This window comes from Anaerobacillus sp. ABD4_527, from assembly GCF_056160805.1.
Window position 1 is genome coordinate 738,571 of sequence record NZ_JBSWXZ010000001.1, and the last position, 21,518, is coordinate 760,088.

25 protein-coding genes and 1 pseudogene are annotated in these 21,518 nt (G+C 34.8%); all 26 read right to left on the bottom strand.

Going from position 1 to position 21,518, the window contains the following annotated elements; genetic code table 11:
- Positions 1–31: 31 nt before the first annotated feature.
- Positions 32–1,291: an L-lactate MFS transporter gene (locus ACXAHI_RS03805; RefSeq protein WP_474848060.1), complete on the bottom strand. Its 1,260-nt coding sequence runs from the start codon at positions 1,289–1,291 to the stop codon at positions 32–34.
- Between the two features lie 218 nt (positions 1,292–1,509).
- Entirely contained in the window at positions 1,510–1,911 is a 402-nt protein-coding gene (locus tag ACXAHI_RS03810; RefSeq protein ID WP_474846062.1) for a VOC family protein, read from the bottom strand.
- A gap of 79 nt (positions 1,912–1,990) precedes the next feature.
- Entirely contained in the window at positions 1,991–2,422 is a 432-nt protein-coding gene (locus tag ACXAHI_RS03815) for an NUDIX hydrolase (protein ID WP_474846064.1), read from the bottom strand.
- 102 nt (positions 2,423–2,524) lie between these two features.
- Entirely contained in the window at positions 2,525–2,944 is a 420-nt protein-coding gene (locus ACXAHI_RS03820) for a rhomboid family intramembrane serine protease (RefSeq protein ID WP_474811531.1), read from the bottom strand.
- A 299-nt stretch (positions 2,945–3,243) separates the two neighbouring features.
- Entirely contained in the window at positions 3,244–3,672 is a 429-nt protein-coding gene (locus ACXAHI_RS03825) for a DUF4362 domain-containing protein (protein WP_474811529.1), read from the bottom strand.
- A 386-nt stretch (positions 3,673–4,058) separates the two neighbouring features.
- Positions 4,059–4,313 (bottom strand): hypothetical protein, encoded by a 255-nt coding sequence (locus tag ACXAHI_RS03830; RefSeq protein ID WP_474846066.1) that lies wholly within the window; start codon positions 4,311–4,313, stop codon positions 4,059–4,061.
- Positions 4,314–4,835: 522 nt separating this feature from the next.
- Entirely contained in the window at positions 4,836–5,231 is a 396-nt protein-coding gene (locus ACXAHI_RS03835) for a hypothetical protein (RefSeq protein WP_474846068.1), read from the bottom strand.
- Positions 5,232–5,609: 378 nt separating this feature from the next.
- Positions 5,610–5,813 (bottom strand): hypothetical protein, encoded by a 204-nt coding sequence (locus ACXAHI_RS03840; protein ID WP_474846070.1) that lies wholly within the window; start codon positions 5,811–5,813, stop codon positions 5,610–5,612.
- Between the two features lie 782 nt (positions 5,814–6,595).
- On the bottom strand, positions 6,596–8,116 hold the full coding sequence (locus ACXAHI_RS03845) for an AbgT family transporter (RefSeq protein WP_474846072.1): 1,521 nt from the start codon (positions 8,114–8,116) through the stop codon (positions 6,596–6,598).
- Between the two features lie 1,078 nt (positions 8,117–9,194).
- The gene (locus tag ACXAHI_RS03850) at positions 9,195–10,430 is read right to left on the bottom strand and encodes an aminopeptidase (RefSeq protein ID WP_474811517.1); all 1,236 of its coding nucleotides are present in this window, start codon (positions 10,428–10,430) and stop codon (positions 9,195–9,197) included.
- A gap of 66 nt (positions 10,431–10,496) precedes the next feature.
- Positions 10,497–10,864: pseudogene (locus ACXAHI_RS03855) on the bottom strand (HIT domain-containing protein).
- Positions 10,865–10,944: 80 nt separating this feature from the next.
- Entirely contained in the window at positions 10,945–11,412 is a 468-nt protein-coding gene (locus tag ACXAHI_RS03860) for a DinB family protein (RefSeq protein WP_474811515.1), read from the bottom strand.
- Between the two features lie 275 nt (positions 11,413–11,687).
- The gene (locus ACXAHI_RS03865) at positions 11,688–12,083 is read right to left on the bottom strand and encodes a hypothetical protein (protein ID WP_474811513.1); all 396 of its coding nucleotides are present in this window, start codon (positions 12,081–12,083) and stop codon (positions 11,688–11,690) included.
- A gap of 268 nt (positions 12,084–12,351) precedes the next feature.
- The gene (locus ACXAHI_RS03870) at positions 12,352–12,597 is read right to left on the bottom strand and encodes a hypothetical protein (protein ID WP_474811511.1); all 246 of its coding nucleotides are present in this window, start codon (positions 12,595–12,597) and stop codon (positions 12,352–12,354) included.
- A 747-nt stretch (positions 12,598–13,344) separates the two neighbouring features.
- Complete coding sequence (locus tag ACXAHI_RS03875) at positions 13,345–13,632, bottom strand: hypothetical protein (protein ID WP_474846074.1); 288 nt, start codon at positions 13,630–13,632, stop codon at positions 13,345–13,347.
- A gap of 126 nt (positions 13,633–13,758) precedes the next feature.
- Entirely contained in the window at positions 13,759–14,022 is a 264-nt protein-coding gene (locus ACXAHI_RS03880) for a hypothetical protein (protein WP_474811507.1), read from the bottom strand.
- A gap of 179 nt (positions 14,023–14,201) precedes the next feature.
- Positions 14,202–14,474, bottom strand: coding sequence for a hypothetical protein (locus tag ACXAHI_RS03885; RefSeq protein ID WP_474846076.1), 273 nt, complete (start codon positions 14,472–14,474; stop codon positions 14,202–14,204).
- Between the two features lie 526 nt (positions 14,475–15,000).
- On the bottom strand, positions 15,001–15,276 hold the full coding sequence (locus ACXAHI_RS03890) for a hypothetical protein (RefSeq protein ID WP_474811504.1): 276 nt from the start codon (positions 15,274–15,276) through the stop codon (positions 15,001–15,003).
- A 419-nt stretch (positions 15,277–15,695) separates the two neighbouring features.
- Positions 15,696–16,262, bottom strand: a complete 567-nt coding sequence (locus tag ACXAHI_RS03895) for an ATP-binding protein (protein ID WP_474811500.1) — start codon at positions 16,260–16,262, stop codon at positions 15,696–15,698.
- 242 nt (positions 16,263–16,504) lie between these two features.
- Complete coding sequence (locus ACXAHI_RS03900) at positions 16,505–16,750, bottom strand: hypothetical protein (RefSeq protein WP_474811498.1); 246 nt, start codon at positions 16,748–16,750, stop codon at positions 16,505–16,507.
- A 156-nt stretch (positions 16,751–16,906) separates the two neighbouring features.
- Positions 16,907–17,695, bottom strand: a complete 789-nt coding sequence (locus ACXAHI_RS03905; RefSeq protein ID WP_474846078.1) for a GNAT family N-acetyltransferase — start codon at positions 17,693–17,695, stop codon at positions 16,907–16,909.
- 284 nt (positions 17,696–17,979) lie between these two features.
- Complete coding sequence (locus tag ACXAHI_RS03910) at positions 17,980–18,831, bottom strand: bacteriochlorophyll 4-vinyl reductase (protein ID WP_474846080.1); 852 nt, start codon at positions 18,829–18,831, stop codon at positions 17,980–17,982.
- Positions 18,832–18,972: 141 nt separating this feature from the next.
- On the bottom strand, positions 18,973–19,341 hold the full coding sequence (locus ACXAHI_RS03915; RefSeq protein WP_474846082.1) for a hypothetical protein: 369 nt from the start codon (positions 19,339–19,341) through the stop codon (positions 18,973–18,975).
- 143 nt (positions 19,342–19,484) lie between these two features.
- Positions 19,485–19,889 (bottom strand): hypothetical protein, encoded by a 405-nt coding sequence (locus tag ACXAHI_RS03920; protein WP_474846085.1) that lies wholly within the window; start codon positions 19,887–19,889, stop codon positions 19,485–19,487.
- A gap of 199 nt (positions 19,890–20,088) precedes the next feature.
- Positions 20,089–20,568 (bottom strand): GNAT family N-acetyltransferase, encoded by a 480-nt coding sequence (locus tag ACXAHI_RS03925; RefSeq protein ID WP_474846087.1) that lies wholly within the window; start codon positions 20,566–20,568, stop codon positions 20,089–20,091.
- A gap of 124 nt (positions 20,569–20,692) precedes the next feature.
- Entirely contained in the window at positions 20,693–21,484 is a 792-nt protein-coding gene (locus tag ACXAHI_RS03930) for a GNAT family N-acetyltransferase (protein ID WP_474846089.1), read from the bottom strand.
- Between the last annotated feature and the right edge of the window lie 34 nt (positions 21,485–21,518).

Sequence of the window (21,518 nt, forward strand, 5' to 3'; positions counted from 1 at the left end):
CTTAAAAAATGCATATGCTTTGGTTTGCTAATTAATAATTAACAGCTTCTTCTTGTTGGTGTTTTAAATCCTTCTCAGTCTTTTTAATGTCTAATTTCATAAGAATGGAGACGACAAGCGCTAATAATATTAAGGCAAGAAAAACGTAAAATACAGGAGTGTAACTATCGGTTCTAGCCCGAATTTGAGAGACAATCATAGGTCCAAATACGCCACCTAGGGACCATGTTGTTAACAAATACCCATGAATGGCACCGAGTTGTTTCGTTCCAAACAAATTACCAATAAACGCAGGGAGATTAGAAAATCCTCCGCCGTAACAAGTAACAACGAGGAATATTAGCAGTTGGAATATGATGATGTTTGATGTAATCGGAAGCATAAAGAAAGCAACAGACTGTATTATGAAAAAGATCAGAAAAACATTGGGGCGGCCAATATAGTCTGAAGCCGTTGCCCAGCCAAGACGACCTCCGCCATTAAATACACCCATAATTCCGACCATTGTGGCAGCTGCAGCGGCTGATAACCCTACAACTTCTTGGGCCATTGGTGAAGCAACTGAAATCATCATAATTCCTGCGGTAGTATTAATAAGCATCATCGTCCAAAGCAGCCAAAAACGCTTTGTTTTAACCGCTTCTTTTGAAGTCAATTGTTGTAAATCCTTTTTATAAACTTTTTTCCCAGAGGCCATATTTTGTTTCATAGAAGCTGGCATCCAGCCCTCAGGAGGTGGGGCTATGTAAGAAGCACCTAATAGAATAAAAACAAAGTAAGCTGCCCCTAATATGTAAAAAGTATTTGATATTCCAATTGAAGTTATTAAGTTAGCTGCAACCGGTGCTGTAATAAGTGCTCCTGTTCCGAAACCAAGTACGGCTAATCCGGTTGCTAACCCTCTTCGGTCAGGGAACCATTTCACAAGAGTTGATACGGGGGAAATATAGCCGATACCAAGTCCAAGTCCACTTGCTACCCCATAGGCCATTAGGAAAAGTGGAAGTGACTCAATCGCGATCGCAATCCCCGAACCTGCTTGTCCTAATCCAAACAAAACACCAGCCAAAGCTGCTGATTTTCTTGGACCATTTTTTTCAACAAATTTTCCAAACAATGCTGCGGATGAGCCAGCCAGTGCCATCATAATGGTAAATGCAATCGTTACTTGAGTTGGAGTCCAACCCATTTGTTCACTTACGGGGGTGGTATATACGCTATATGCATAGGCACCTCCGATGGAAAGGTGGATGGAAATAGCTGATAATGCAATTAACCATCTGTTTTTCATTGCTTTCAAATTTTGTACCTCCTTCACTTTCTTTGTAAACGGATTCATGAAGAAAGGATACTACGAGCATCTATAAAAATCAAACTATTTAAAATTATTTGAAACAATCACAATGATTTATTTTAAAATAGTAATTAAATTTGTTAAGCTAAAAAAAAGAACCCTCGTCAAAATTGGGGTTCCCTCAGCTATTCCACAACCGTTTGCTTAGAGTCTAGTCAGGAAGATGGAGCTACAAACTCTACTTTAATCCTATCTGGATCCTCAAAGAAAACAGCATAATAATCTTTGCCGCCAGCAAAAGGGTGTTGATCTTCATAAAGAATGTTTATACCTCTCTCCTTGAGCTTCACCGTCATTTCGTCTACTCTTTCACGTGATGAAGCGTGGAAAGCTAAATGGTTCAAGCCTGTCCTGCTCCTGTGATAAGGAATATCTAAAAACTTTTTCTCAGTTTGTACAAATACTAAGTAAGTTTCTCCCAACTTCCAACTTTGTCCCATAACCCATTTTTGATAAGGGCTATATCCTAAATCGTTCAAAAACCAGTTCCAGAATGAAGTCGATCTTTCCAAGTTAGAAACATAGATTTCGAGGTGGTGAAGAAGACCTTCAGTCACAATATTCCTCCTTCTCTAATTTAAGAGTTCAAAACCTTATTATTGAATAATGGTTAGTACGTAATGTTTTACTCACACCTTAAAAATCTATATAGAATGGATGTAAACTTTCATTCAAACAATATTCGATTCTCTCTCTGAAATTTTTATATGTTACCATTTTTAATGCTTTTTCAATAGGGTAGAAACCTACTTCCAAACTCTCTGGTGAGGTGGCTATTTTACCTCCTATTGATTTTGCTAAGAACAATGTATTACATATTGATTCGTGGACATTTTGAAATACCCCACAAAATTTATCAACCTCAATGTCGATACCTGATTCCTCTTTCGTTTCTCTTATCACAGCCTCAATTAGAGATTCTCCCTCTTCAACTTGTCCGCCTGGCATTTCCCAACCTCTCCTAGGTCCCTTGATTAATAAAATCTGTCTCTGTTCATTAATGACAATAGCTGCAGCCGAGACTATATGTTTTGGCGGTGAATAGTTATCTAATTTTCTTTTGTTCAATAGAATTTCTCCTCATATGAATATTTGTTAGCGCGTATATTTACCTCTCACAATCCTACTCAATCTAAATTTGAGCAGAAATCCTTCTCAGTTGGTACATATCTAGAATAAAAAGAAACTCATCAGGATTCCAAGCAAAAATCCAACAAGATGGGAAACAGTTCCACCTAAGCCTATAAAGTTTCCAAGAATTAAATAGAAAATAATATAGTTTGTACTCCAAGTTCCTAATTGGAAATTGAATAGTTCAGGAGTTTGTATAAAGAGATATAAGATACAGCCTATCAATGCGTAGATTCCGGGAGAAGCCCCTGTTCCTTTATTAAATGAAGAAAAGATAGAAAATAACAAGGAAGCAATTACATTTCCAAATGTATAAATGAGCAGAAACAGTAAGCTACCAATTTTGTTTTCAAGCACTAATCCGACGAAAAAAATTCCAAAAGCATTTCCCATAAGATGAACGATATTCATATGAAAAAATGGAGCAGTAATGAGACGGTACCATTCTCCCTTACTCATATAGTTAAACTCTTTCCTGTACCCCATTTCGATAATTTATTGCTCCATAATTTATCTGAGAGAAAAACAACTATGTAAATAATAAATAAGGTCATTGTCACAGGAGGGATATTTAATATGGTGATGTTATCAACTTCCCTTTTTAAAGTGCTACATGTAATTCACTTAAACCGATACTAATAAACTAAGACTGCATCGAAATTATTCTGTTGCTCTTAATTAGCTAATAATTTTTACTGATTACTTTCGTATGAAACCTTATGGAGCGTAATCTTCCTAAATTTCAAGCTCCCTATTGCTTAATTAGATACATCGTAAACTGTTAAGAGATGTGACCATAAGTTCCCACCGGGTTGAGATGGTTCGCACTCACTTAAAAAATATTCCTCACTCTTTTCAGGAGTTACAGTTACTTTCAAGTCAATTGAGTTACAAGATATCCTCTCAACTCTACTTCTTCCGAACTTATCTCTTGTTGTATCTGTCTCAGCATAAATGGAGCTACCGTCATAATTAACATCTTTAATTATTGGGTCTCCTTCATCTGTATAACTTACTATTCTTATATTATCTTCTTTACCTTCTTTAACATTGTCTAGGAATAATTCAAAGGCAGTGAGGTTAGTGATTTCACTTCCCAAACCAACAACTATATCACTATCAGAAGGTGTGTAATTGCACCCCCCAAGTAGTAATGAAGATAATATAGTTAATATGATTTTCTTCATCTAATCAACCCTTACTAATAAAATGTAATGACTAGTAAGTTAATCAAACAAAAGGAAAGGTAATACTTCTTAGATCTTCGCTCCCTAATATTGAATTCTAATCTCTACAATAAATCAAAACAAAAACCATATATAGATACTCAACACCACTACTGTCAATCCGTACATCCACTTATAAAATTGAAGGACATATCCTCCCAGAATAAAAGTTAATGCCAACCACTTGAAGTTGTAATAATCCCTTATATTTTCAGCTATGTATCCCATAAAAGTTGAAAACACTAAAAAGATGATAATAAAGGGAATGAGTACATTAAGAATGATCTTCAAAACTTTCAATATACTCCTCCTTGCTGAATAAGCGTTTTATGCAAGCGCTCTCTTTATTAGTATAAAACTACTTTTTTATTTTCCTTTTTCAGCAATTCTTCTGTCCCATCGGTTACCTTTACTTTTATTTCTACATTAAAGTGATCACTTAAGGTGTACCACACTCTTCTAACTCCATCTTCTAATTCAACCAGATTAGTTTCACCCTTACCAACTATCACTTTTTGAAACCTAGGCTCAGTCAATGTTCCACACATCATATATGGCGAACTTTCGGGTTCGCTAATTTTGATAGCAACCCACTCATCCATCCTACAAACTGCCATTACATGATTAACCAGGCAAGAACAATTGAGTTATAATAAGGTAAATATGTAATTGCTAAAGTTAGGAGTTGAATATGAAAATACTAATAATATCCCTTATCCCAATTAGCATAATGGTAACTTTACTCCTACATAAATTTAGGAAGCTATCAACGCTTAGAGAATTAATAGAATCTTTATACCATATTGAAGCAAAGAATAGACGTTTTCAGCAATTTCTTCAAAGAGTTAAGTTTTTGTTTATCATATTCTATATTCTTTTTTGGACTTCTTACCCAATATTGTCATTCTTATATTTGTCTATATTTGAAATACGCTTATATCTAGTAAGTATATTAATGATCCTGGCTCCTATTATAGGAGGCCGGTTAGTTAGAGTGTTATCTCCCAAAAAATAACTCTAAAAACTTAATAAATACTTAGAAAATATACAGGTAATTTTCAAATGTACATTTTTACAAACTCGCTCCCTATTATGGAAGAAGTAAAACAAAACTTCTTTTTCCACTACTCTGTTAGACCGAACCCCATAATATGATCAGTATAAAGAGCATAACTTTCATACTCAATGACATTGTCAGGATTAGCAAATGGGACAATCTTTACATTACTCAAAACAAGCATCCCGTTAAAGTTTGTCACGCTGCCTTCATTCATTAGAGGAAACATAGTATCCTCAGATTTCAATAGCGCCTTATCAAGTAACGTCATCTTGCTCTCGTTTGGCTCTGCAGTATTGAGTTTGTCTGCGATGATCAACGAATTTGATGTAGTGATTTGGATCTTCCTCTGCTCCTCGACTCCATCTTGCATTTCCTCTACTAGGCATTGTGCCGTCATGATCGATAATTTCTTCATATCGTGTCCTGGGTTTAATTCATGACCTGTAAATTCAACTTTCAAAATATATCCCTCCATTTATTTATTCTTCCAATACCAATTATTTCAAAATAGTTCTGGAAAATCCATTACTTATACAAAAAAAGGAACATATCTATTTAAAGATACGCTCCCTTTTAATAAATAACCAAATAAGTAATTAGTAATTTTCCAGCCAACTAATCAGATTATTAACATCCGCTTCATCAGATTCTAATTTATATGCTTTATTGTCCTTTGTACCAATATAAATTGTTTTGTGCGGCTTTTTTTCATCAGTTAATAAAAAATATTCAAACCCTGACCTATATTTAACACTGATGTTCTCACCCTTTAAATGTCTCTCATATTCCTTTACTTCTTCTATTACTTTTAAGTTAGATAATATGTTGTTTGAGTATTTTATAATTTCATTTCTCTCTTCGTCGTCCATTTCATTGCGGAGAGACTATCGCCATCATTCAATTGGATATCAGGCATTGTGCCGTAACCCTCTTCTATGTACTCTTTTAATTTCGGCTGATCCACTGAAACATTAATGTTGTCTTTGTCTTCACCAGGAGTGAAATTTTGTTCAAATGTCTCCCCATTTATATTTACCTGCATTTTAGCAATGCTATTATCATAATTCGTCACAAACATTATTTAGGAATTTGCTTCTTTTTTAGAGGGTATTTCTTATTGATTACTGCGGTAACGACCATAGTAGTCGAACTTAATGCCACTGCCTTAATTATTAAATTATCCGGCAAGAATATATATTCAATACTCATTACAACCATTAAGATTAAACATGTAACAAGAAATCTTTTCCCGAAAGACATTTTTAAACCTCCTCAAAAGCTTATTCACTTGATATGATTTCGAAATCAGATTCCTCAGCTCCCATTACATACTCAATCTTAATATCTTTTGCGGAATAATTAAGCGCTGAGAGAACCAGAGCCGCAGTAATCTTGAAAAGTATCCAAATTTCTGTTTCGTGTCCTAAAATCGGAGTAACACTTCCAAAGACCAATCTATGAGCTCATTACATGAACAACCAATTTAGATACGTTTTTTGATTTAAATAAAAAACACCTACTCCAATTTCTGTAAGTACAATCAGTAACTACCCCTCCAATAAATGTATAAACGTTATTTAGTTATTAACTTTTTCTTTCTCATTATTAAAAACCTTTACTAGAACTGAAGTGGAAATTTGTTACTCGAGGGAAAGGTTCACGTTGTTTTCAACATATAAGAAAGAGAGCTAAAAATTTTAGCTCTCTTTCATAATTTCTCTTATTTAATGTATACCGTGACACTAATCTCTTAATAAAGATGCCTGGCTTCACAAATGAATTAGCATACACCGAATGATCTTCGATTAGTATACGGTTGACTAATTAATAGTGGATAGGAGAGCCTGGTCCCAAATTAATGCCCGTCAGCATCCAGATAATTAACATGATTGTCCATGATACAAGGAAAAAGACCGTATATGGGAACATAACAGAAATCAGAGTCCCAATTCCCATGTTTTTATCGTATTTTTGAGCGAATGCAATAATGATAGCAAAGTAAGTCATTAGAGGCGTAATGATATTTGTTGTAGAATCTGCCACACGGTAGGCCATCTGTGTTAATTCAGGTGAATAACCTAGCTGCATCATGATCGGTACAAATACCGGAGCCATCATTGCCCATTTTGCAGAAGCACTGCCAATAAACAAGTTAATGGTAGCGGCCACTAATATAAAACCTAAGATTAATGGGATCCCTGATAGGTTGGCCGATTCTAATAATTCTGCGCCATAAACACCGATGACCAGTCCCATATTTGTTTCTGAGAAGTAAGCTACAAATTGTCCGGCAGTAAAAGCAAGTACAATGAACATCCCCATGGAAGCCATCGTCTCAGAAAGCTGGTTTGCCACATCTTTATCATTTTTAATACTTTTGACGGCGATGCCATAAAACAACCCAGGAATAAAGAATAGAATGGTGATAATTGGCACAAGGGAACTCATAAATGGAGATTGTATGATCCCTCCATCTTCTCCTCTTAAAGGCGCACCAGATGGCAGAATCAAAAGAGCAACAAGCACGGTTGCTACAGCGACAGAAATACCTGCCCATTTTAAACCTTTCTTTTCTGTAGCATCCAATCCCTTTAAATCTTCACGGAATTCGCCTTTATATTGTCCCAAACGGGGTTCGACAATCTTTTCTGTGACCCATCCCCCTACAAATGTTAGCAAGAATACAGAAACAACGATGAAATAATAGTTCATCGCTATGTTCATATTCGCCGCATAGGCAGGATCAATGATAGCAGCAGCATCAATCGTTAACTCTCCTAATAAGGGGTCCGTCGCTGATAAAAACAAGTTAGCGCTGAAGCCTGCAGAAACACCTGCAAATGCACCAGCAAGTCCCGCTAATGGGTGACGGCCAAGTGCTGCAAAAATGACAGCCCCGAGTGGAGGTAATACTACATAACCAGCGTCTGAAGCAACACTGGACATGACCCCTGCAAATACAAGTCCATAAGTGATCAATGATTTTGGAACAGAAAGCACAAAACCACGTAAGCATGCACTAATCAGTCCGGTTCTTTCGGCTACTCCAATCCCAAGCATTGTCACTAGAACGACCCCTAAAGGTGCAAATCCAATAAAGTTATCGGTCATACTGGAGAAAATATACTCAATACCTTCTGCACTGAGGAGGTTGTTTACTTCAACAATTTTTCCTTCTTCCCCAGGGTGCTCTACACTCAGCCCAAAACTAGAAACGATAGCAGACAGTAGGACAACCAGTAGTGCTAAGATAGCAAATAGTGTAATTGGATGGGGCAGCTTATTCCCTACATATTCAATGGCATCCAATCCTTTTTGAAACATTCCTTTACGTTTTTTAATCAATACAATTTCCTCCTCTCTTGTTGTAAAACAGCAATGAATATTCATACCGCAGCCGTTTTTGTCTATTGCTGTCGTTTTTAGTATAAAGCATACTCGATACAAATGAAGACGTTTACAAAAATATATAAAATTCCTATTATTACGAAAAAACACAAAAGAAGTATGAGGAACGGAGGAAGGTGCATGACCCACGATCTTTTAAAGGGATTATGCCGTGGATGTCAGGCACTATTATAGGAGAAAATTTCCCCTCAAACAGGTCTTTCAAATGAATCACATTCAACGATTTTCTTTCTGAAAATTTTAGTGATTCTTCGTTTAGTTCGTGTATTGTATATCACAATCGAAATGCGCTTGCGCCGGGATTGAAAGCAACAAGATATCAATGCTCCCTTTCGTCAGCTCTCTGTTCATTGCGTTACTTACAAAAATAGTAATTACACTTTCAAAGTATTTACACCATAATGCAAGGTCATTCCACCTAATTCCTGCCAAAAAAGAGCCCTAACCCTTCATAGGATGGACTCTTCTATTAATTCGGTTATTAACTTAATAATCACAATATCGATCCACGACCCCTAATCTTTCACAGTTATATAGCAGCGAGGTCAGGCACTCTTAACCAAAGCAGATTTTATTGGGTTCTTGATCACTTGCTCCCGATTGCAAAAGATATCGATATAAAACATTTCATAAAAAAACATAGGAAGAACTTAATCTTCCTATGTTATCCATCATATTATTTATCTGTCTGTTGTTGCTTCTTTTTTAAATACTCTGCACGTATTTTTTCAAGATGATTCTTTCTATCAAATTTGGTAGTCGTCTGCTTTTCATGAAATTTTGTCACAGCTACCTTACCTTTGTTATCTAATTGGTATCTTCCCACTTTGTTCACCACTTTTCTTCAATTACAAGAGAATCTATTCATTAATATACCTTATTTTACAGCAGTAATCTTTATTATGAACACTTATTTCACAAAAAAGTGTTCTTCTACTTTCTAAAGAAATGCTCCCTTCTGTTGAATACTAAGCAGGACTAGATTAAATCATAGACCGGCTTTAGAAGACTCAAATTAAAATTCCCAGTTTCCATTTCGGAAAATCGAAACGATGTCACCTAATTCTGTTTCGCCATCAATCTCAAGGTCTGCGGTACCAAACATAAAATCAACGTGAATTAGGCTCTCATTTAAGTTCTGATTTGCTAGTTCTTCTTTATTCATATCTGGGCCACCCTCTAACGCTATAGGCAAACCATTGCCAAGGGCAACATGACAGGAGGCATTTTCGTCAAACAATGTATTATAGAAGACAAGCTCTGAATTAGAAATAGGTGAGTTATGTGGAACGAGTGCTATTTCACCTAAATACCTTGCACCCTCATCCGTTTCTAAGATTGATTTAAGCACCTCATAACCTTTTTTAGCACTATAATCTACTACTTTCCCCTCTTTAAAAGTCAAACAAAAATCAGAGATTAAAAAGCCATTGTAGTTTAAAGTCTTAGAGCTTTTTATCACACCGTTCACACCATCTCTCTTCGGAACCGTAAACACTTCTTCCGTTGGTATGTTTGGAACGTAAGAGATCCCGCTTCCACTTGTGAAATTCGCACACATCCACTTATGTAATTCAGGTAATTCAACAGAAAAATTGGTTCCATTCTTCGCTCTATAATGAAGTTTTCTGAAGTTGTTATTATTTAGAAAGCGTACAGAGCTATTCATCATTTCAACGTGTTTCTTCCATTCCTCAACTGGATCATTTGTATTGATGCGTGTCGCTTCAAAAATTTGATCCCAGAGCAGTTGCATACTTTCTCTATCTGAACGATCAGGGAACACCTGTTTAGCCCATTCTTTTGATGGGACAGCTACAATACACCAGTTCATTTTCCCCGATATTTGATAAGAAGTGAACGGACGGAGTGCTTCTCCAATTGCTTTTTGTGCGATAGAGACACGCTCAGGATCCACGTCTTTTAACAAATTTGGGTTCGGAGAAAAAACGTTTAACAAAGCTGCACCTTCTCTGGCCATCTCCTCGTACCCCTTTGCTTTCCATTCTGGGTAGTATTTTAATCCCTCTTCTGGAGCTTTTTCATATTTGGTTAACAAAACTTGTTCATCTGTATACTCGACCATTACGTATTTTGCACCCTTATCATAAGCCACTTTGACTACCTGCTGTACAAACTCTGAGGCATGGATGGGGGCATCAATAATGAGGGTTTGACCCTGTTGAAGGTTCAACCCTACTTCTACCGTAATAGCAGCGTATTTTTCTAACCGTTTCAAATCATTTTTCATCCAACCATCCTCTTTTCTGTTATTAGAGAAACACAACTAATTAGAGAGTTTCGCTTTTATTTATAACTAACCTAAAGGGTTACCGGATACAATATGCCAATGTAGATGCTTTATATTGATAGTTACCTATATTTGTAATAACACTACAAGCTTCGTTTTCTTCTGTGACCATAGCAGCTACTTTTCTAATTACTCAATAGTTCAAGCAATAATCTATTATCACTTTCCTCCAATGTAATTAAAGATGAAATGAGTTTCTTAGGGTTAGCAACATTATATACTTTATAAAACGCCTTTGTGTGATGATAGGCTAGTCCTTTTTCTGTCTCTAGTACTTTCTCCAATTGAGTCTTACTACTTAATACTTCATCACAATAAAAACCTTTAGTCTTAATGATTAATAATCTCCTAATCTCAATCCTTAAATTTTCCATTTCGTAATATTCCTTTTAGATCAACACTCCCAATTCTAGAACAAAAAAAGTACTAATCCTTAATTCTATAAATACCCTGATCACTTTGAAGAATAATGAATTATACGCTTCATTGATAATAGTTGACCCAAATGAAGAGATTCATGCAAGGCTGAAAAAGATGCACTATCTGCAACCGTTTTAAATCCATGTATAGGTTTTTCTAACACATGACATAGCTTTTCTTCAGAGATTTGATTAACTCGTTCTAACTGGCTTTTAAGTGATGAGACTAGTTCAGACAAAAGAGGTGCTTCTCCTTCCCAATCCGCTGGTTTTGTACCCGGCGCAAAAAAATCATTGTATGTGTTTGGTAGCTTTACTTCCAGGCTAGTAAGTTCAAACAAAAAGTATTCAGTTTCCGTAATAATATGACCCAGGTGCCATTTAATCGTATTATTGAACCCTTCTGGTTGAACATTTACTATATCCTCACTCAGGTTCTCTGCCTCTCCAATACTCCAGCTTCTTACCTTCTTAAATTGTTCTAAAATGATACTAGACATCATGCTCACTTCCCCTTCTCAATTAATAAAGCTTCTTTAACCTTCTGTCCTTAAGCTTATATTCCTCTAATATGCGATGTCTTGTTTTCCATCAAGTCAAAGCTAACGACCTCTAGACATAAAAAGGGAACTCCAACTTTGTAGGAGTTCCCTTTGTTACTTTTAAGATCCCTGCTATTCATCGCTTACATAACACTCCCTATTGTTGAGTGAAATTTTTTTGTGAACAGCTATGAAGATTAATCTATAACTTTTTCAACTGAAATTTCATTTCTATTTTAATTACTTTCTTTGGTAAAGCTCGTAGTGAGTATGTATCCTGTAGCAATAATGCCACCAAGACTTAGTTCCTCATAACTGTGATAAAGAAAAGCTGGGAGGATAGAGGTCGGGATAAACCAGGAAAAAGCAAGATAAAGTGATGGTAAACAAATAATAGTTAGCTTCTGCAAATTCACCCTCCACTTTCCAGGCTTTTTATACTGGTGTAATAATATAGGGATTCCAAGATATAGTCCAATAGGTAAATAACTTAATAAAGCTAAAATCGACCATGGAAATACATTGAATGTTCCTCGCTGCATGTTATCCAGATAGTCCTTCACCTCACCTATGATGATTAATAATACGATAAATCCAGTTATATAGACAAGATAGCGCCATCGTAAATTCATTATAGCCTCCTAACTTTTAGAAGTTTGCTTCCTTCGCATTGAATTCTATTGTTTAAGCATTTTATTACTTTCTGATTATGCATACACCTATTAAAGCGGTTTTAAAGATTAATATTATCGACATTAGAGGGACACCTGGATTACTTGAACTTAGGGTACCTCCAGCTTTGATAAATCCCTCAGGATAGTTGTTCAAAAAAGATTTACATTGGAGTATCTTTTATATAATTTCCATTTTTCAAATTGTACACCATCCATACAAACGCACTTAATTTCTTTTTATTAGGAGGACTAACCCTAAAATGATACTACTTGCAATAGTCAGCACTGGCATCTCTGATAGAAATGGGTTTCCGCCCCAACCCACGGCAGGTCCGTTTGCTCCAGAAACCGATGCAGATACGTGTGCAGCAGATTGCTTAATTGCTATGATCAACTCACCTACTGAGTATGTAATGACTCCTGTCAATAGAGATAACCCGATTAATAGAACCCCTACACCACGATTGTTCAATCCCAATCCCCCTAGTTTCTATATATTTTTCATTTAAGAACACTAACACATAAATTGAGGTTTGAAAAACAGTATACGAAAGAATCAATTTTGGATTCGAACCTGTCATTTAACCTCGTAAAAGAGTCCTCAACTCCCCTGTTCCGCTAGTTAAATAGCTAATTGCCTCGATATTTTTTGTGATTATATAAAAAAAGCGCGAATGATCTATTGAACATTCGCCCCCAATTACGTAAGACTTGATTTCGAGATATTGAAGAGAATATGTAACTAAAACCAATCGCTAGAACCTACAGATGTTTCACATTCTAGTGTTCCTTCCACTATCAAAATTAATATTTAAAATTAAAGACCATGCAAATGCTGATATCAACCCAATCCAAAAAATAACGAAATTTGAAAAGAAGTAACTATTGAAAAAATAGAAATATGTTTGGTTCATAAACAAAGTTATTAAGAAGGCATAAAACCCTAAAATACATCCCTTTCTCCAATGGTTCGTTTCCTTTTCAGACATCTTCTTGAAAAATATACCCATCCTATATCCTCTTTTCTAAAATAAATATTAAAGATTCGCTCCCTTTAGCTGAACTACCTTACTTTAAATTCTCTTGGATTAGTATTTATTAAATAGCTAGCTGGCCCCACTCTAAAAGGAGTCGTTCCTACATATAATCGATAATTCCCTCTAGGGAGTTTAAAGCTTTGAATTGTTTGAGAAAATTCATCTCCCTTTTTCATTACCTTTTAAATGTCATTAAAATCTACTTGTTTCACAACATTTCCATTTTCTTTATTGGCTATGAAAATTGATATTTGGGGCTTTTTGTCGAACTGTATTTCTTCTCCAACAAATTTAAAATATGAAGAAACCTCAATTGTATCCCTATTCTCATAGACCCCCTTATCTGTTTTGACTGATAAAACAAAATCATATACTCGTTTCTCCTCATTTATTGGTTCATTCGAACCGATGTTAGTACAACCCACCAGTAATAATAAAATACTGATAAAGAAAATAAACCTTCCTCTCATTTAGACCTCCTTTGTAGAAAGTGGCTTTACTCTCTTATAAAACTAAAACTATTATTGACTGCTGTTTCTTTAACACAATAGGAGCTGCCACATCGACAGCTCCTTATTTCACTATTAACTCCCAAATTAAGAACTAGGAGACATTCCAGCCATCATTGCAGCAAAGATTATAAGAGAGGCTGTGCCCAATAAGATAATGAGTGATAATGTTGCAAGAAACTTTTGTCTCTTAAAAGATAGTATGGATAATATCGTTGCTAAAATTAAAAAAGCCCATAACACTAAGATAGACTGTGATCCATTAAGGAACATCATTGATGAGAAAACAGCTATGGGTACGATACTTAGGATCAATATATTCATACCAAGAAGAATATCTTTGTTCTTCAATTTAGCACCCCCTCCTTCTTATAATCATTGCATACCAAAAAGTCCTTTAGTATGTAGTACGAACATTCCTCTGTGAAGTTTCAATATAAGTTTTCAAGTATCCCCTTCGTTAGTAAAGAAGATTGCTAATATTGTACAATCGATTCCTTAAATGGATAAACTTTTAGCGACAAAACCCATCAACATATTGAGACTTCACCTTTTTTTATTTTTCCACTTTGATCATTTATATGTAGAGTACCTCTCTCACAATTATCCACATTTTCGTATTCTATAATATACGTACTTTTTTGGTGTATTACTGATATTATTTCGACTCTGCCTAAGTCTCCAGAGCCGTGGTCCATAACAATTGATTTCGCTTTTTCCTCTGAAACTTTAGGCTCTGAACCGATGCATCCACCCAACATTAATAGTAGAAAAAGAAGCAGCATAGAACTTAAGTATTTCATCTATTTTTTCTCCTATCCATAATAAGATAGTATCACCTATTGATAAAACTGCACCTTTATTATAAGGATCCTAACCCTTTCTAAATTAACGCTCCCTGTTAGTGGAACAACATTTTTACAATACTCAACACTTTCATCTTTGTTACCATTTAGTATTCTCTTTGTCTCTCCTAAGCAAAATTTTGTTATATATCCCAAGAAGAATAAAAATTGTACCTAGTAGAGGGAATATATATTTAAACATAAAGAATACTTCATCAGGGAATATTTCTACTAAAATAGCCATTAATGACACACTTAAGAAAAGTAATATCGTTATAACTTTAAAAATTAAAATTCCTTTGACTTTTGTTCGAAATAAATATGTTAAATAGATGGTAGTAATAAGAGATATGATTCCTAAGACATAAAGTGGTGTATGTTCAATTACAGTATACAAATTCAATCTCCTTAACTGCTTTAGTGTTAAACTTACTTCTCCATTCCACTACTTACTTAAAAATTATTTCAAACTCTAATTACAAACTCAATCTTTATTACATAGAAAAAGGAGCTTATCAAACATAGGATAAGCTCCCTTTTGTTTAAAACTCAAAGTCGAGATACTACTAAACGAAAACGAAAGGTTTTTACGATTTGTGTTATGCTCTAACTTTCCTGTTTCTGGAAGAATAAAACCACTTATCGTTAATCCTAATACAATAGACCATTTTATTTCCCCGTATATGAAGTATATGAAAAGAATAGAAGTGACTCCATAAGCAAGTGCAGAGATAATACGATCTTTAATTCTTTTGCTCATTTTGCAACCCTCCTCCTTTTATTTATATTCCATCCCATATCTTAATTCTTTTATTTGTTTGAACACATAAAAGTAGTAAAGCATAGCTCCCGTTAAGTGAATAAGAATAATAGCTACCATACTATCTCCTCATATATTTTTGATAAGCGTTTTCCGTCAATTCTCCCTTTTAGAAAAAGTTCTTCTGATGTTTCGAAGATTTGAGTTATAGACCCTTTAACTTTTGTTAGATAACACTCATTAAGATTTCGACTTATCCAATATTCTTCATTTTTATAATAGAAGTTGAATTCTTCATCCAAATTAATCCGATCTTGAAATTCTTTAAAGTCTTCCTCTGTCTTTTCTTCCTCCAATTTAGAAAACTACTCTTATTCAACTCCTGCTCCCTTTAACTTAATATTAGAATAAAAAATCAATCATAACTGTTTGACTAAATGAACAATTTCTTTAATTACAGATTCAACTTCCTTATTATCTTTAATTACAAATAAATAATCTGCCTCTCCTTCTTCTGGATCTACGACATCCTTATTCATAGACCCACTCTGTTGACTAATTAGTACTTCCTCAAAGTTAGAATAAGCTCCTCTAAGTATATTGGTACTTCGTTGACTTTTAGCTACTCTATTATGAAGAATTTCATCAGGAATATCAAAATGAACAATGACACTAAGAAATACATTGTAATCATATATTTCTTCGAGCAAATATTTTCTTCCTGTTCTTGTACGATTAGCACTACTAGCAATAATATGAAAATCTGTGTACTCTATAGCATAATTAATTATTACTCTTGAAATAGAATGCTTCAAAGTGTTAGGTCCTTGCTTTGGTAGTAAACTCTTATAATATGTATTTAAAAATTCCGCATTATTATCTTGGTCCATTATAAAAGAATTGGATAACTTACTTTCTAACATTGTTGCAAATGTAGTTTTTCCACTATGGGTTTTACCTACTGTGATAATAACTAACCGTTTCATTGCGCCTCCTATTTTCATACAAATTCAAACTTTCCAAACATTTTAGTTTCGAACATTCCTTAAACTGCACTGGAATTATATTAATTTAATTTATTCTTCCTGGAGCAACGCTCCCGTTTGATGAAGACTTGGTTTCGGTATGTTTTAAACAGAATCTTTAAAAGTTACTCTTAAGAGGAGATAATTCATTTCTTTCCTATTGCTAATTTCTTAATTTATTCCTTCTTAATTCCTGAATCCCCTCAGCCAATGAATAATTCTAACACTGCGATTCCGAATATTAGAGAAGCAACACTAATATAAACAAATGAATATATCCTTCTTTTTCCCTTTGCAGGCATCTGTAAGAGCTCATGAACTATGATAGATGGAGCCAAAAACAACATTGTGTACTGTGAAAAGGAATAATCAATAAATAAGCCCACCAAGAACAATAGACCTGCGATTACAAACAAACTGATACTCACGTATTTTGCTACCTTTTGCATTTGCACTCCCCCTGTATAAACTCACCATTTATGGAACAGCAGAAATTACCGTCTCAATGAAAAGGCTCCTTGAATTGTATAAGGAGTAGAGGCTTTTAGTAAGCGATCAACTCCATTACCTAACCTCTTCCCTCAATTCACCTTTCCTTGACTATCTCATCGTCCATGTATCTCTCTAATCCCTTTTCCACCTAAATAAGCATGACCGGTTTGTAATGTAAGTATGGTAGTAAAACCATAGCGACTATAAACTTTCTCAACTTTTTCACTAATCGGGTGAACCCATAGTTTGTCTAGCCGTAAATATTGAGATTCACTTTGCACGTGTTGTAACAAATAGCCGATTAATCCTTTTCCTCTATATTCTTCGATTGTCGCGACACTCTCTACTCTCCCCTGATTACCATGAACAAACAAGCATGTTGTAGAACAAGGTGTCCCTTTATATTTTAAAAGGTAATGACTATAACGATTATCGTTAAACTCAGATTCTAACGCCTTTTCACGAACTACTCTTCCTCCAAATTCATTAATCTGACACTCTACCCATAAGGCATCATTATAATTCTTAAAGTCTACTTTCTCTATTGTTACATTTTTATTGAATGGTAACTGTATTACTTTTTTATTCCATAGCTGAATCGGTTGCGGAAACTCTTCATACTGAAAACCTTTCTCTTTTAATAGCGCAATAAAGCTTGACTTTGACTCCAGTCCATACAAATAAAACCTAGGAATAATATTCATCGCTTTATAAAATGAAGTAACCTCATAGATAACTTTTTCGGGGTCATCAGGTTGTTCACTCAAATGAGCATGGTTTGCATCATAATATTCTGGTTGGTCCTGGTTCCAAAACAGAACTCCCCACGGTTGATCTTGTTTATTTGAAAAGGACTGTAAAAGTGCAAAATCAAGCTCTTCTATCTGTTTCATTAAATCCATTTATATTCCGCCTATTCTTGGTTTTTTTATCCAATATTTCATTTCAATACTATTGTTCCTATCTCCTTTATTGGACCTAAAAAAGGGAAGCTCATTAAAATAAGTTCCCTTAGTTATTCATTAAAGCGCCCTATTCATTAAGACTCAGTTTCGAGATAAAGTAAATAAATGATGGTGTTAGAACACTAAAATCCATATATAAAATTAATGAGTATCTAAATCTGTACTTTTACTTACCTGAGAAAACACGAGTAAAGGAAGTTGATACTTAGCGTTGTAAATTCTTATTTTCCTGACGCTACCCCTTCAGGATCTTCATCATTATCTATGTTCGAAAAATCTATATCAATAATATCCGGGAAGTACTCTTTCATAGCCTTATATTCATCGTATAAGCCTTCTTCAGATAGCACTAATGCTTCAGATAGTGCTTTATACAGCCTGTTGCCCATTGGGCGCATACTTATATAGGTTAAGGTTCCACCAACTGCTCCTCCTAGTACTGGTACCGCTTTTGCGACGCCCTTAGCAAATACATCTTTATTCACTTTTATCCCAATGTATAAAAGCGATTTCTTAATTATAGGGTAGTAAAGCGTTTTTGTAAGAGCTTTTTGCGGTAACTTTTTTAGCAATTGTTTTGATAATCCATTCGAAATAAACTTTAAGGCATTTGCTGTTCCTGCAACGCTAAACATAACTCCTAAAAACATGATTATTTCATTACGAGCTTCTTCCATATCGGTATGTTCATCAAGCCATAAGTCACCATGCCCATATAAATAAGCCAATTCTTGGGCTAAAACCACCGAATTTCCAAAAAATTGATATAAGTCTGCCGGAATTGTCCCCGCCATTGCTAATCCACCTGGAACACCTGCAGCAAATCCAAGCCCAGCACTTTTTAATGACCTTTTATGAATTACAGCTTTTGCAACATTATCGAGCTCAGACCTATTAATCCCAGCTTTGTATGGTCCTACTGCTAAAATTTGATTCAACTGATCCTCAGATACTCCATTTGCAAATTTTTTCGTTAAAAATTCTTTTCTGTTAACTTTTACAGTCGGCACTTTTAAAGTTAGATCAATTAGTGAGGTTAAGTCAATATGCTTCTTTTTTAGTTTATTTGCCATATGTATACCTTCTCTCTTCAATATGGAGGTAATAACATTTTTCTATATTACTCATTTCAGTAATTTATTTCCGCCTTCTATATATCTTTTTAGTTTTCATCCAACTCGGTATTGCTCCCTTAATGAAACAACGAACGCCCACTAGTAGACAACGATACTTTCTGCAACCTCTTTTTCTGTACCTTCATTGTTAACCCTTACACTAACATCATCACCCTCAACTAACTCATCAAACTTTTCTTTGGTGCCTTTTATTATAGTATTTTCATCAATGTATACTAGGTAAGCAGGGTAAAACGCCTCAGGATCTGAAGCAGGTGACGCAATTACGATGCTGGTTTTCTTCACCTCTAATATAACAACATCCTGGTAAACTAAGTGTGTTGTAACTTGCTGCTCAGATATAGATTTTTCTTTTACTTTGGAGGAAGCTTCATTAGGTGTATTTCCATAACTGCAACCTATTAATGCAAGGGATAGTACCAATAAAATACCTACTGATTTTCTCATTAGGTCCCTTCCTCCTTCGTATATACGTATTAAGTTAATCAAAAGGAGCGTCATCCTTTCTAGATCAACGCGCCCTATTCTTGAAGACTTGAAATCGAGGTTTCTCCTATTAAATCTATAACTACCCACCCGTTTGCTTCTTCTTAGCTTATCTTACCTTGTCCTTTTACAATAATTTCAAAAGCAAAATTTTCTGGTAGTATCAATGTATCTTTTGCTATCTGAACAATGTCATTAACCTCTGTTTCAACAATTGCGCGCTCTTCCTGAGTATTAGCCACAGTGTCAATATAAATCAGGAACTTTGGAGAAACCTCTATATCATTTTGAATAAGGACCAGTCTTCCATTTATACCTTTCTCCTTTAAACTGTCTGCAATAAATTCTGCTAACTCTTCAGCTATTATTCCTAAATTACCTTCGTTCGACTTTATACCGTTGGCAATTACTTTTGCTTCATTACTGGATGGGTCATCTAATAATGTAAATGAACCAATAAATACGAAGGATAATAATAAACCCAACCCTATAAAATAGAATCTCTTCATCTTAGACACCCCCCTATATAAAGAAGATGTCCAAGAATATTAAATTATTCTTATGTGTACACAATTTCATACTTGAACAACCTTAATCCGTTACCACAATAAGCCATAGCCACTGTACAGTTATAGCTCCCTTTTGTTGAAAAGTGTTAATGGTTCACAAAGCAATGAACTAGATTCGGTGTTCCTTGTAATAAAAGAATTATCCCCCATTAGAAAGTGGCTTAGACATATCCAACATATTTTCAAATCCAAGATTTTCATATACTTTTCTCCCAGTCGAACTTGACCACAACCTTGCTCGTTTTGCCCCTTTTTGTTCGAGCCACAAACAAATTTCACCTACTAATTTATACGCTAAACCATTATTTCGATATTTTTCCAACGTATATACTGCTACCACCCAACCAAAAAGACTTTGTTCTTCTGCAAGCGGGTAGGAATATTCCATCCTAAGTAAACCACCTGCACAAGCAACAATCTTATCATTACTATCTATGGCAACTCTAAACATTAAATTACCTATGTTAGATTCTTTTATAAACATGTTTTTAACTTCTTCAACTCTCTGTATATCTGGCTTTGGGATATTATCTATCTCTCCCATTTCACTTGCCATTCTGTACCAATAGTCTGCCATAAGAGTAATTTCATCATTATTAGCCCATCGAGTATCATACATTCTAACACCTCCAAACTGAGGGATATTTCATCTCATTTGTTCAATTAAACCTTCCTTTATTAACTTAAACAAAAAAGAGCGTAGTCCTTTTAGATCAACTCGCTCCCGATTGTTGAATAAAGAGCTAAAGATTAATCACTCGCCATTCGCAAACTTCTGTCATGCCGATTTTCTTATAAACGCTTCTAGCTGCTGGATTGTTATAAAATAAATATGGATATTTACCTTCATCAAGCAACATTTGAAAGAGCCCAATTAACACTTCTGTCCCGTATCCTTTATTTCTATATCGTGGATTTGTTACAACTCCAATAATAATTGCACTATTGATGTCTTCTGCTATGGTGGCACAAGAAGAGACCATCTCTCCATCCTCTAATAAGTATACTGTTCGATCACTAGTCTCTTTTAGACGCTTTTGTTCAGTCTGGATATAGTCTTCCTTCGACTTAGGAAGACTTTCCGTAAACTCACTAGTTGATAACAATAAGTCGTACTGCATACTGATTTCATAATCAGTCTTAATAACTCCTATTGGGGTTTTTAGCATTCTTGGTCTAGAAATGTTTTTTACTATACCCAAATAAGATAGGGTATTTTCTTTTGCATTTACATAGGGCAAGAATTTTTGCATTAGATAACTAGGTCCACTTAATTTATTGAATTCCAACTCCTTAAGTATATCCTTATATACACTAACGTCTCTATCTGCCTTTGAGAAATATATGACATTGTTGTAGTTGTTTACTAGGATAGAAACCAACTGGTCTTCTTGATATTCACCGAACACTTTAAAATTACCCCGATAATTATTTCTAAGCATACCATCTATTAAAAACTGATAATTTACAATATCCTTATCAAATAATCTAATAACATCCTCATGACTTGTTTTAGAAAGTTTTCTAACTCCCATTTTCCATCCCCCGTATCTATCTATACATTCTTAA